The 12,681-nt window shown below is 69.9% G+C and carries 10 protein-coding genes and 1 tRNA gene; 6 read left to right on the top strand and 5 right to left on the bottom strand.

Annotation, left to right across the window (positions count from 1 at the left end; translation table 11 throughout):
- The first annotated feature begins 270 nt into the window (after window positions 1-270).
- Window positions 271-1,407 (top strand): acyl-CoA dehydrogenase family protein, encoded by a 1,137-nt coding sequence (locus O1Q96_RS01905; RefSeq protein WP_269246543.1) that lies wholly within the window; start codon window positions 271-273, stop codon window positions 1,405-1,407.
- A 28-nt stretch (window positions 1,408-1,435) separates the two neighbouring features.
- Here O1Q96_RS01905 and O1Q96_RS01900 read toward each other — a convergent pair whose 3' ends face one another.
- The 5 genes from O1Q96_RS01900 to O1Q96_RS01880 all read right to left on the bottom strand — a co-directional run bounded on the left by O1Q96_RS01900 (window position 1,436) and on the right by O1Q96_RS01880 (window position 6,057).
- Entirely contained in the window at window positions 1,436-1,765 is a 330-nt protein-coding gene (locus O1Q96_RS01900) for a rhodanese-like domain-containing protein (protein ID WP_269253431.1), read from the bottom strand.
- A 258-nt stretch (window positions 1,766-2,023) separates the two neighbouring features.
- Window positions 2,024-3,061 carry a J domain-containing protein gene (locus O1Q96_RS01895; RefSeq protein WP_269246542.1) on the bottom strand — a complete coding sequence of 346 codons (1,038 nt, stop codon included), beginning with the start codon at window positions 3,059-3,061 and terminating at the stop codon, window positions 2,024-2,026.
- Window positions 3,062-3,310: 249 nt separating this feature from the next.
- Window positions 3,311-4,693 (bottom strand): DUF2252 domain-containing protein, encoded by a 1,383-nt coding sequence (locus O1Q96_RS01890; RefSeq protein WP_269253430.1) that lies wholly within the window; start codon window positions 4,691-4,693, stop codon window positions 3,311-3,313.
- A 377-nt stretch (window positions 4,694-5,070) separates the two neighbouring features.
- The gene (locus O1Q96_RS01885) at window positions 5,071-5,739 is read right to left on the bottom strand and encodes a Rossmann-fold NAD(P)-binding domain-containing protein (RefSeq protein WP_269246541.1); all 669 of its coding nucleotides are present in this window, start codon (window positions 5,737-5,739) and stop codon (window positions 5,071-5,073) included.
- Window positions 5,740-5,970: 231 nt separating this feature from the next.
- Window positions 5,971-6,057, bottom strand: a tRNA-Leu gene (locus O1Q96_RS01880).
- Between the two features lie 501 nt (window positions 6,058-6,558).
- On the opposite strand from O1Q96_RS01880, the gene O1Q96_RS01875 reads away from it, so the two are divergent.
- The 5 genes from O1Q96_RS01875 (at window position 6,559) to O1Q96_RS01855 (ending at window position 12,568) form a co-directional block, all read left to right on the top strand.
- The gene (locus O1Q96_RS01875; RefSeq protein WP_269246540.1) at window positions 6,559-7,404 is read left to right on the top strand and encodes an FHA domain-containing protein; all 846 of its coding nucleotides are present in this window, start codon (window positions 6,559-6,561) and stop codon (window positions 7,402-7,404) included.
- Window positions 7,405-7,414: 10 nt separating this feature from the next.
- Entirely contained in the window at window positions 7,415-7,936 is a 522-nt protein-coding gene (locus tag O1Q96_RS01870) for an FHA domain-containing protein FhaB/FipA (protein WP_269246539.1), read from the top strand.
- 98 nt (window positions 7,937-8,034) lie between these two features.
- Window positions 8,035-9,615 carry a Stp1/IreP family PP2C-type Ser/Thr phosphatase gene (locus O1Q96_RS01865; protein WP_269253429.1) on the top strand — a complete coding sequence of 527 codons (1,581 nt, stop codon included), beginning with the start codon at window positions 8,035-8,037 and terminating at the stop codon, window positions 9,613-9,615.
- 26 nt (window positions 9,616-9,641) lie between these two features.
- Complete coding sequence (locus O1Q96_RS01860) at window positions 9,642-11,081, top strand: FtsW/RodA/SpoVE family cell cycle protein (RefSeq protein ID WP_269246538.1); 1,440 nt, start codon at window positions 9,642-9,644, stop codon at window positions 11,079-11,081.
- Entirely contained in the window at window positions 11,078-12,568 is a 1,491-nt protein-coding gene (locus tag O1Q96_RS01855; protein ID WP_269246537.1) for a peptidoglycan D,D-transpeptidase FtsI family protein, read from the top strand. The genes O1Q96_RS01860 and O1Q96_RS01855 overlap by 4 nt, the downstream gene beginning before the upstream one ends.
- Window positions 12,569-12,681 lie beyond the last annotated feature (113 nt).

Genomic DNA, 12,681 nt, shown 5'->3' with positions numbered 1-12,681 from the left:
AGACCCACCCGTCCGGCACAGCCCCAGGGGGCACAGCGGCCACCGGCCGTCCACAGCGGTGGACACCTTACGGCTCCGCTCTGCCCCCGAATCGAACGTACCGAACGATCGGTCGGCGCCTTCTCTCGCGCTCCTTGCCGTAAAGGGACGACGACCGGCCCATCCCCGTTCCCTTCTTCTAGAACCTGTTCTATCTTGACGTTCCGCCAGGTCGACTCAACGGATCAAGCGATCGAACCGATCAATCGGATCAGCCGGGAGGACGGGACCGTGGACTTCACCTTCACCGAGGAACAGCAGGCGGCCGTGGAGGCGGCGAAGGCGGTCCTCGCGGGGGTCGCGCCGGACGGCGTGCCCAGTCCCGCGCTCACCGCTGGAGCCGTCGCGGACGACTTCGACCGCGTCCTGTGGGCCCGGCTCGCCGACGCGGACCTGCTGAGCCTGCTGCTCGACCCCCGCCACGGCGGCGCCGGTCTGGACGCCATCGCGCTGTGCCTGGTGCTGCGGGAGTCGGCGAGGGTGCTCGCCCGGGTGCCGCTGCTGGAGAACACGGCGGCCGCCGTCGTCGTACAGGCGTACGGCGGCGAGGAGTTGAAAGCCGATCTCCTCGCGCGGACCGGCCGGGGCGAGCTGGTCCTGACGGTCGCCGCGAACGGGCGCACCGGCCATGACAGCGCCGAACTCGCCGTGACCGCACGGCAGGAGGGCAATACCTGGGTCCTGGACGGACTGCAGACGGCGGTGCCCTGGGCGCAGAACGCCGACTTCGTCCTCGTCCCCGCCCTGAGCAGCGGCTCGGGCCGCTCGGTGCTCGCCCTCGTACCCCGCGTCCACGAGGGCGCGACGTTCGCCGAACAGATCTCGACGTCGGGAGAGCGACTCGGCGAACTCCGCCTGGATTCCGTACGCGTCCCCGTCCGAGACGTCATCGAAGCCGATGGCGCCTGGGAACGGCTGCGGGACCTCCTCGCCACCGGGACGTGCGCGCTGGCGCTCGGCCTGGGTGAGGGCGTACTCAGGATGACGAGCGAATACACCAGCAAGCGGGAGCAGTTCGGGTTCCCGGTCGCCACGTTCCAGGCGGTGGCCGTGCAGGCGGCCGACCGCTACATCGATCTGCGCGCGATGGAGGCCACCCTCTGGCAGGCCGCGTGGCGGATCAGCACGGGGGCGGGCGGGCCCCTGCCCGCGTCCGGTGACGTGGCCGTCGCCAAGATCTGGGCCTCCGAGGGCGTACGCCGTGTCGTGCAGACCGCACAGCATCTGCACGGGGGATTCGGCGCGGACACCGACTACCCACTGCACCGGTACCACGCCTGGGCCAAGCAGCTGGAACTCTCGCTCGGCCCGGCGGCAGCACACGAGGAGGCCCTGGGGGACCTTCTGGCGGCGCACACGCTGGGGTGACCGAAGGCCGCCCGCCGCCCGGAGTTCGCTACAGCACGAACCCCGGCTGCCCCTCCGCGTTCACCACGGGGCGGCCCGTGGCCGCCCAGACCTGCATGCCGCCGTCGACGTTCACCGCGTCGACGCCCTGCTGGCTGAGGTACATCGCGACCTGCGCCGACCGGCCACCCGAGCGGCAGATCACGTTGACCCTGCCGTCCTGCGGCGCCGCTTCGGTCAACTCGCCGTACCGCGCAACGAATTCACTGATGGGGATGTGCAGTGCCCCCTGGGCGTGACCCGCCTGCCACTCGTCGTCCTCCCGGACGTCCAGCAGGAAGTCTCCGTCCGCGAGATCCCCGACCTCGACCGTGGGCACACCAGCTCCGAAACTCATGTCCCCGACGCTACCCGACCGGCCCGTTCCACAGAGCCGCGGATCCGCCCGGCAATCCCACCCGCCAGGGGCCCCGGCCACCACCGCGTTCCGGAAGCAGGGACGCATCCGGAAGCCGGCCACGACCGACCGCGGCCGACCACTCAGACGCCTGCGGCTTGCCGTCCGCCCCCGCCTTGTGCCGCCGCTGCCGAAGCCGGCCACGCGCCCGGCGCCGGCCACGCCCCCGGCGAACCCTTCTCAGGCACCGCTGCCGAGCAGCCCCGCCAGCTCCGCCTCCCGCTCGCCGACCTGTGTGAGCAGTTGCTCGGCGATCTCCTCCAACAGCCGGTCGGGGTCGTCCGGCGCGATCTTGAGCATCGCGCCGATCGCGCTCTCCTCCAGGTCGCGGGCGACGAGCGCCAGCAGTTCCTTGCGCTGGGCGAGCCACTCCAGACGGACGTAGAGCTCCTCGCTGCGACTCGGCCGCCACTCCTCGGGCACAGGACCGGCCGCCCACTCCTCGGACAGCTCCCGGAGCAGGGCCTCGTCCCCACGGCCGTAGGCGGCGTTGACACGAGCGATGAACTCGTCGCGCCGCGCGCGCTCCGTGTCGTCCTGCGCCAGGTCGGGGTGCGCCTTGCGGACGAGCTCCCGGTAGAGCTTGCGGGCCTCGTCGCTCGGCCGCACCCGCTGCGGTGGACGCACGGGCTGCTCGGTGAGCATCGCCGAGGCTTCCGCGGACAGCCCGTCCGAGTCGAGCCAGTCGTGGAACAGCTCCTCGATCCCCGGCATCGGCATGACCCGGGCCCGGGCCTCCTGCGCCTTGCGCACGTCCTCCGGGTCGCCGGTGCTCGCGGCACGCGCTTCGGCGATCTGTGCCTCCAGCTCGTCGAGCCGCGAGTACATCGGCCCGAGCCGCTGGTGGTGCAGCCGGGAGAAGTTCTCCACCTCGACCCGGAACGTCTCCACGGCGATCTCGAACTCGATCAGCGCCTGCTCGGCCGCACGCACGGCCCGCTCCAGGCGCGCCTCGGGCCGCTCCGCCTCATCGCCCCCGGCACCGCTTACGGGCTCGTCCTCCGCTGGTCCGCCCTCGGCTGGTTCGTGGCTCCTGCCCGCGCCCGTCGACGCGGAGGCGCTCGATTCGGCGCCGGTCCTGACGGATGCCTCGGCCTCCGCTTCGACGTGCGCCTCCTCGGCGACCGCCTCCCCAGCGCTCGGCTCACCGGCGACCGGCTCCGCAGAGGGCTCGGACGGCGGCTCGGACGGGGACTGATCAGCTTCCGGGGTCGTCACCCGACCAGCCTAGGCCACGGCCCCACCGGCCACCCGGAGCTCCCTCGGACAAGGGCTTTCGCCCCTGCCGCCGGTTCCTCACCCCCGCCTGGCCACCGTTGAAAATCCCCGCCGCCCAGGTCCCAGCCCTCAGGCTCTGCCCGCCACCTCCACGGCGGATACCGGCTCGCCGGCACGCAGGGCCCCCGGCGTACAGGCTCACCGCCGCGGAGGCTCCCGACGCCGATGCACGAGCCCGCCCGTTGCCGTTCAGACCCCCAGCTCGCCCGCGATCCGCCCCGCGCGCACGGCTGCCACCAGCTCCGCGTGGTCGGCCTCGGTGCGGTCCGCGTACGCCATCGAGAAGGAGGCGACCGCCTCGTCCAGCTCCTCGCTCTTGCCGCAGTAGCCCGCGACCAGCCGCGGATCGGCACTGTGGGCGTGTGCCCGCGCCAGCAGCGCCCCCGTCATCCGCGCGTAGTCGTCCACCTGGTCCGCTGCCAGCGCCGCGGGATCGACGCTGCCCTTGCGGTTGCGGAACTGCCTCACCTGGAACGGGCGCCCCTCGACGGAGGTCCAGCCGAGGAGGTTGTCACTGACGACCTGCATGCGCTTCTGGCCGATGACGACCCGGCGGCCCTCGTGCGCCACCTCCGGCACCGCGAAGCCGACCGTCTCCAGATGCGGCACCAGGACGGACGTACGGGCCTCCTTCACCTGGAGGACGAGCGGCTCTTCGCGGTGGTCCAGCAGCAGCACCACGTACGAACGCGTGCCCACGCTGCCCGTGCCGACCACGCGGAAGGCGACATCGTGCACCGCGTACCTCGCGAGGAGAGGGCGGCGGTCCTCGGAGAGCGTGCCCAGGTACTCCTCCAGCGACAGCGCGACCGCGGCGGCCTCGGCGTCCGGGACGCGACGCAGCACGGGAGAGGCGTCGACGAACCGGCGCCCGCCGCCCTCCACCTCCTCGGTGGACTTCGCCGCGAACCGCCCGCTGGTGTTGCCCCGCGCCTTCTCCGAGACCCGCTCCAGCGTGCCGAGCAGGTCGTGTGCGTCGGCGTGCGAGACCAGCTCCTCGTCCGCGATGGCGTTCCACGCGTCCAGGGCCGGGAGCTTGGCGAGCAGCCGCATCGTGCGCCGGTAGGAGCCGGCCGCGAAGTGGGCGGCCTTGCGGCACGTGTCCTCGTCCGCTCCCGCCTCACGTGCGGCGAGCACCAGCGAGGTCGCGAGACGCTTGAGGTCCCACTCCCAGGGCCCGTGCACCGTTTCGTCGAAGTCGTTCAGGTCCATGACGAGGCCGCCCCGCGCGTCCCCGTACAGGCCGAAGTTGGCCGCGTGGGCGTCGCCGCAGATCTGCGCGCCGATGCCCGTCACCGGCGTACGCGCCAGGTCGTACGCCATCAGGCCGGCCGAACCGCGCAAAAAGGCGAAGGGCGTGGCCGCCATCCTGCCCACCCTTATCGGGGTGAGCTCGGCGAGGCGGCCGCGGCTGGACTCCTTCACCGCCGTCAACGCGTCCGGGCGGTCGCCGTCCGCGTCGAACGACGCGTGCACGCTGCGCGGGACGCGTGCCCGAAGGTCCTTGCCCTCCTTCTTGGACAAGTCCTCCGCGGGCCATCCCGCGAACCCGTCCACCTTCGGAATCCTCATCGTCCCGGTCACCGCACCGCCGGTCTCGCTCACCCGAATCGCCTCCCCCGCACACGAACATCAACTCGTGACGACGGTACCGCCGGGCGCCGATTCGCGTGAGCCCCTGTGGACAACTCCGCGGCTGTGGAAAACACACAGCTCAGAAGCGGCAGCCGGACCCGGATCCCCTCCCGGCCGCCAGGGGGAGGACACGCACCGAGCAGATCGGCTCACAGGCCGACAGAACCGCCCGACGCGGAAGTGCGCCACCTGCCCGCGGTGACGACCGGATCCACGGACCGCCACCACAGTGAGTAGGGCGCGCGCCCCGGCCGTACCGCCCGCCCCGGGGATCCGGACACCTCGCCGGGCCCCGCAGACGGGCGGAATCCGCCTCACGCCCCCGCGAGCCTGTTGATCCCCTCGGGCTCCAGCACCCGGTCCTCCGCCCCGTCCCGGGCCACCGCGATCATCGCCAGGCCCATGTGTTCCGTCGTGGTGATCCAGCGGGGCGCCAGCCTCCGCAGGACGGGCAGCAGCCTCCCGGTCAACGCGTAGAAGACGCGGTACACCCGCGTCTTGGACGTGATCCCGTCGAGCGGCTGGACGAGCCCCGGCCGGAACATGTACGCCTCCACACCGTCCAGCGCGAGCAGCGCGTTCTCCGTCTCCCCCTTGACCCGCGCCCACATGACCCGCCCGCGCGCGGAGCTGTCGGTCCCCTGCCCGGACACGTAACAGAAGGTCAGCCCCGGATTCCACGAGGCCAGGGGGCGCGCCACCGCGAGCGTGAGGTCGTACGTGACGGTGCGGTACGCGGCCTCCTTCATGCCTGCCGACGAGACACCGAGGCAGAAGAAGCAGGCGTCGTACCCGGAGAGTCGCTCCTCCAGCCCGCCGAGGTCCATGAGATCGGGCCGAACGACCTCCCGCAGCTTCGGATGCGAGACCCCCAGCGCCGTACGGCCGACCACCAGCACGCTCTCGACCGCCGCGTCCCGAAGGCACTCCCGCAGAACCCCGCGGCCGACCATCCCGGTCGCCCCGAAGAGGATCACCTTCACGAAGCCCCACTCCCCTCACGTACTCCGGACCGGCAGCATCCCAGGTGCTGCTCCGAGTCACGAACACAGGACCAGCGACGCCCTCCGTACCGAAAAGGCAGGACCCGACCGTGAGATACCTCACCGTCACGGGCCCAGCTCTGTGAACGGACGACCGCAACCCAACCCCGTCCCACAACGAGAAACGGGCCCCCGTCAGAACTTTCGTCCTGACGGAGACCCGTCTTCTGCTGGTGCGCGAGGGGGGAGTTGAACCCCCACGCCCTTTCGGGCACTGGAACCTGAATCCAGCGCGTCTGCCTATTCCGCCACCCGCGCATTGGGTGTGTCGTCCGTCTCTCACAAGGGGGGTGAGCGCCTTCCGACATCCAGAAGATTAGCACGCTGGATGGGGTGGATTCACATCCGTTTCCGCGGGCAGCGGGAGGGCAGCGGCAAGGCAACCGGCCCCCGTGTCACCCCACCATCACCTGCGGGAGCACCTCCTGTGGCGCCCCGGATCCCACCGCTCCCACCCTCCACGTACCAACCGGAACCGGTTCACGTATCAACCTCGTACCGGTCCCGGCCATCTGCCCTGGAGAGGGCCGGGACCCACAGTCGGGTGCGGGACACTGTGGTGAGGCCGCCTCTACGATCCTTCCCATACGGAGTACCGCGGGAGAGTTCGAAGAGGAGCTCGGGCGGGAACTTCGGGAGGGGACTTCAGTGGACGTCGACTTCTGTCGACCGGTCCGACAGGGGGAACCAGCCGATTTCCCGGCGCGTGGATACGATCAGTAAGCAGTACCAGGGCAACGACGACGGAGGAGGTGCCCCATGGGAGTCCTGAAGAAGTTCGAGCAACGTCTCGAAGGTCTGGTCAACGGCACCTTCGCCAAGGTGTTCAAGTCCGAGGTCCAGCCCGTGGAGATCGCGGGAGCGCTTCAGCGCGAGTGCGACAACAACGCCACCATCTGGAACCGCGACCGGACCGTGGTCCCCAACGACTTCATCGTGGAGCTGAGCACGCCGGACTTCGAGCGTCTCAGCCCCTACTCGGGCCAGCTCGGCGACGAGCTGGCCGGCATGGTGCGCGACTACGCCAAGCAGCAGCGCTACACCTTCATGGGCACCATCAAGGTCCACCTGGAGAAGGCGGACGACCTCGACACCGGCCTGTACCGGGTACGCAGTCGTACGCTCGCCTCCTCCGCGAACCAGCAGGCCGCTCCCGAGCGCGCCCCCGCGGGCCCGCCCCCGGCGGCCGCCCGCGGCCAGGCCGGTGGCTACGGCTATCCGCCCGCGGCCGCTCCTCCCATGCCTGCCGCGCCGCCGCCCGGCGGCCGTCCGGCCGCAGCACCCGCGGGCCAGCGGCCCGCCGCGGCCCCGCAGCCGGGTGGCCGCACGCGGCACTGGATCGAGGTCAACGGCACCCGCCATCAGATCTCCCGCCCGACGCTCGTGCTGGGCCGCAGCACCGAAGCCGACGTGCGGATCGACGACCCCGGCGTCTCACGTCGGCACTGTGAGATCCGGACCGGAACGCCCTCGACCGTCCAGGATCTCGGGTCCACCAACGGCATCGTGGTGGACGGGCAGCACACCACCCGCGCTACGCTCCGCGACGGCTCGCGGATCGTCGTGGGCAGCACCACCATCATTTACCGGCAAGCCGAAGGGTGAAGCGGGGGCAATGTCAGAGCTGACCCTCACGGTCATGCGGCTGGGTTTCCTGGCCGTACTGTGGCTGTTCGTGATCGTGGCCGTGCAGGTCATCCGCAGCGACCTGTTCGGAACGCGCGTCACACAGCGCGGGTCGCGACGGGAAGCCCAGAGGCCGCAGCAGACCGCGCGCCAAACCGCGCCACCACCGCAGCGCCAGCAGGCGGCGCCCAGCGGCGGCGGCCGCCAGCGCCGTGGCGCTCCCACCAAGCTGGTCGTCTCCGAGGGCACCCTCACGGGCACGACGGTCGCCCTGCAGGGGCAGACCATCACGCTGGGCCGCGCACACGACAGCACCATCGTGCTGGACGACGACTACGCCTCCAGCAGGCATGCCAGGATCTACCCGGACCGTGACGGCCAGTGGATCGTCGAGGATCTCGGGTCCACCAACGGCACGTATCTCGACCGGACCCGACTGACGACTCCTCTGCCGGTTCCGCTGGGCGCGCCGATCCGCATCGGCAAGACCGTCATCGAGCTGCGGAAGTAGTACCACGTCATGAATGAGCGCGAGCGGAGCGAGCGAGCAGCGGCGGTCCACACGACGGACCCCGGCACGCTCCCGACCGGAGGGTGGGCACCGTGCGGATGTACCCGGAGCCGACGGGCGAGGTGCGCATGAGTCTGTCACTGCGCTTCGCCGCCGGATCGCACAAAGGCATGATCCGCGAGGGCAACGAGGACTCCGGTTACGCCGGTCCCCGCCTGCTCGCGATCGCCGACGGGATGGGCGGCCAGGCCGCCGGTGAGGTCGCCTCCTCCGAGGTGATCTCCACCATCGTCGCGCTCGACGACGACGTGCCCGGCTCCGACATCCTCACCTCGCTCGGCACGGCCGTTCAGCGCGCCAACGACCAGCTCAGGATGATGGTCGAGGAGGACCCCCAGCTCGAGGGCATGGGGACGACCCTCACCGCGCTCCTGTGGACCGGTCAGCGGCTCGGCCTCGTGCACGTCGGTGACTCCCGCGCCTACCTCCTGCGGGACGGCGTGCTGACGCAGATCACGCAGGACCACACGTGGGTCCAGCGCCTCGTCGACGAGGGACGCATCACCGAGGAGGAGGCGACCACCCACCCGCAGCGGTCCCTCCTCATGCGCGCGCTGGGAAGCGGCGACCACGTCGAGCCCGATCTCTCCATCCGTGAGGTCCGCGCCGGCGACCGGTACCTGATCTGCTCCGACGGGCTGTCGGGGGTCGTCTCCCACCAGACGATGGAGGACACCCTCGCCAGCTATCAGGGCCCCCAGGAGACCGTGCAGCAGCTCATCGAGCTCGCGCTGCGCGGCGGCGGCCCCGACAACATCACCGTCATCGTGGCCGACGTCCTCGACATCGACGGCGGGGACACCCTCGCCGCGCAGCTCTCCGACACCCCGGTCGTCGTGGGCGCGGTCGCCGAGAACCAGCACCAGCTGCACGACAACGGCGCCATGCAGACGCCCGCCGGCCGCGCCTCCAGCCTCGGCCGGCAGGTGCCCGGACAGGGTGGCGGCGGTGAGTTCGGCCCGCCCGGCAGCGGCGACACCACCGGTTACGTATCCACGGCGGGGTTCGGCGGCTACTCCGACGACGACTTCGTCAAGCCGAGCTCCGGGCGGAAGTGGCTGAAGAGATCTCTCTACATCGTGCTCGCGCTCGGCGTCATCGGCGGCGGTCTGTACGGCGGATACCGCTGGACCCAGACGCAGTACTACGTCGGCGCCAACGACGAGCACGTCGCGCTCTACCAGGGCATCAGCCAGGACCTTGCCTGGGTCTCGCTCTCGAAGGTGGAGAAGGACCACCCCGAGATCGAACTCAAGTACCTGCCGCCGTACCAGCAGAAGCAGGTCAAGGCCACGATCGCGGAGGGCGGGCTGAGCGACGCCCGGTCGAAGATCGAGGAACTGGCCACCCAGGCGTCCGCCTGTAAGAAAAACTCCGAACGCCGCAAGGCCGAGAGCGAGCAGAACGCGAAGACCGGCGAGGGCGAGGCCGGCGGTGTCACGGGAACCACACGTACCTCCGCCGCGTCCAAGGCCACACCGACGCCGACGGCACCCTCCTCGGGGCAGCAGTCGCCGTCACCCGACCCTTCCAAGTCCACGACCGCACCCACTCCCACACCCGGCCCCAGCCTCTCCGACGAAGAGCAGAAGCTGGTCTCGCTGTGCGGTAAGCAGTAAGCAGCCGTGAGGGGCCCTGTCACGCCATGAGCAGTTCTACCAACCCGTCGACGCACCAGACGTCCACGATCGGCTCGATCGGCACGCCGAGCAGACGTAACACCGAGCTCGCGCTGCTGGTGTTCGCCGTGGTCATCCCGGTGTTCGCCTATGCCAACGTCGGTCTGGCCATCAATGGCTCGGTGCCTCCGGGACTGCTGAGCTACGGCCTCGGTCTCGGCCTGCTCGCGGGCGTCGGCCACCTCGTCGTACGGAAGTTCGCGCCGTACGCGGACCCGCTGCTGCTGCCTCTGGCGACGCTGCTCAACGGCATCGGACTGGTCGTCATCTGGCGCCTGGACCAGTCGCAGCGACTGCAGGCGCGCAGTACGTTCGTCGAGGCGGCCCCTCGGCAGCTGCTCTACTCCGCGCTGGGTGTGGCCCTCTTCGTCGCCGTACTGGTCTTCCTCAAGGACCACCGCGTCCTGCAGCGCTACACGTACATCTCCATGGTGGGCGCGCTCGTCCTGCTGCTCCTGCCGCTGGTCCCGGGACTCGGCCAGAACGTCTTCGGCGCGAGGATCTGGATCAAGATCCCCGGCCTCGGCACCATCCAGCCCGGTGAGTTCGCGAAGATCGTCCTCGCGGTCTTCTTCGCGGGCTACCTCATGGTGAAACGCGACGCACTGGCCCTCGCCAGCCGCCGTTTCATGGGCATCTACCTGCCACGCGGACGCGACCTCGGCCCGATCATCGTCGTCTGGGTCATCTCGATCCTGATCCTGGTCTTCGAGACCGACCTCGGTACGTCGCTGCTCTTCTTCGGCATGTTCGTGATCATGCTGTACGTCGCCACCGAACGGACCAGCTGGATCGTCTTCGGTCTGCTGATGTCCGCGGTCGGCGCCGTCGGCGTCGCCTCCTTCGAGACGCACGTCCAGCAGCGTGTCCAGGCCTGGCTCGACCCCATGCGCGAGTACACCCTCAGCCAGGAGGGCGTGGCCGGTCACACCGAGCAGTCCATGCAGGCCCTGTGGGCCTTCGGCTCCGGCGGCACCCTCGGCACCGGACTGGGCCAGGGCAACTCCGACCTCATCGGCTTCGCCGCCAACTCCGACTTCATCCTCGCCACCTTCGGCGAGGAGCTGGGCCTGGCCGGCGTCATGGCGATCCTGCTGATGTACGGCCTGATCGTGGAGCGCGGCGTACGCACCGCCCTCGCCGCCCGCGACCCGTTCGGCAAGCTGCTCGCGATCGGTCTGTCCGGCGCCTTCGCCCTCCAGGTCTTCGTCGTCGCCGGCGGCGTCATGGGCCTGATCCCGCTGACCGGTATGACGATGCCGTTCCTGGCGTACGGAGGTTCCTCCGTCATCGCCAACTGGGCGCTCATCGGCATCCTGATCCGGATCAGCGACACCGCCCGGCGCCCCGCGCCGGCCCCCGCACCCAACCCCGACGCCGAGATGACCCAGGTGGTCCGACCGTGAACAAGCCCCTGCGCCGGATCGCGATCTTCTGCGGCCTCCTCGTCCTCGCCCTGCTCATCCGCGACAACTGGATCCAGTACGTCCAGGCGGACACGCTGAAGAAGGACCCCAAGAACCGCCGCGTCGCCATCGCCCGCTACGCCACCCCGCGCGGCGACATCATCGTCGACGGCAACCCGATCACCGGGTCCACCAAGACGAGTGGCGACGACTTCAACGACTTCGAGTACAAGCGCACCTACAAGGACGGCGCGATGTGGGCCCCCGTCACGGGCTACGCCTCGCAGGCCTTCGGTGCCACGCAGCTGGAGAGCATCGAGGACGGCATCCTCACCGGCAACGACGACCGGCTCTTCTTCCGCCGCACCCTCGACATGATCACCGGCGAGAAGCAGGAGGGCGGCAATGTCGTCACCACGCTCAACGCCGCCGCGCAGAAGGCCGCGTACAAGGGTCTGTTGAAGCAGGGCAAGGGTGCCGTCGCCGCGATCGACCCGGAGACCGGGGCGATCCTGGCACTGGCCTCCACCCCCTCGTACGACCCGTCGTCGTTCGCCGGGAACTCCACCAAGGTCGACGGCAGTGCCTGGGAGAAGCTCCAGAAGAAGAACAACCCCGACAACCCGATGCTCAACCGGGCGCTGCGCGAGATCTACCCGCCCGGATCCACCTTCAAGGTGGTCACCGCCGCCGCGGCGCTGGAGAACGGCGTCTACGACGACGCCGACGAGAAGACCGACTCGCCGCTGCCGTACACCCTGCCGGACACCACCACCGAGCTGAAGAACGAGGGGAACATCCCCTGCAAGAACGCGACGCTGCGCGAGGCGCTGCGGGTGTCCTGCAACACCGTCTTCGGCAAGCTGGGCGTCGACGTCGGCAAGGAGGACATGCTGGAGGAGGCCAAGAAGTTCGGCTTCAACTCCGAGCAGTTCGTGCCGATCCGTTCCAGCGCCTCCGTCTTCCCCGAGAAGATGGACCGGCCGCAGACCGCGCTCAGCTCGATCGGCCAGTTCGAGACCGCCACGACTCCGCTGCAGATGGCCATGGTGTCCGCGGCCATCGCCAACGACGGCAAGCTCATGAAGCCGTACATGGTCGACAAGCTCCAGGCGCCGAACCTCGACGTCATCGCGCAGACCGATCCGGAGCAGATGAGCGAGCCGCTGTCCGAGAAGAACGCCCAGATCCTTCAGTCGATGATGGAGACGGTCGTCAAGGAGGGCACCGGCACCAAGGGCCAGATCAACGAGGACGGCGTCACCGTCGGTGGCAAGACCGGTACCGCCCAGCGTGGTGTCGACAACAGCGAGAACCCGTACGCCTGGTTCATCTCGTACGCGAAGCTCGACGACGGCAGCTCTCCGGTCGCCGTCGCCGTGGTCGTCGAGGACGAGAGCGCCAACCGTGACGACATCTCCGGCGGCGGTCTGGCCGCTCCGATCGCAAGGGACGTGATGAAGGCAGTCATCGACAGCAAGAAGTGACCCCGCTCACGTCCCCTTCGCATCGGTGCACGTTGCGATACCGGTCCTGTATCGGGTGACGGTTGTGGCCAGGTCAGTCAAGGCGAGCCGGGTACGGTATGCCCGGACAGCAC

This window comes from Streptomyces aurantiacus, assembly GCF_027107535.1.
In the GTDB taxonomy this organism is placed as follows: domain Bacteria; phylum Actinomycetota; class Actinomycetes; order Streptomycetales; family Streptomycetaceae; genus Streptomyces.
The sequence above is the reverse complement of the archived record's forward strand: the minus strand, read 5'-3'. Positions and strand labels throughout refer to the sequence as shown.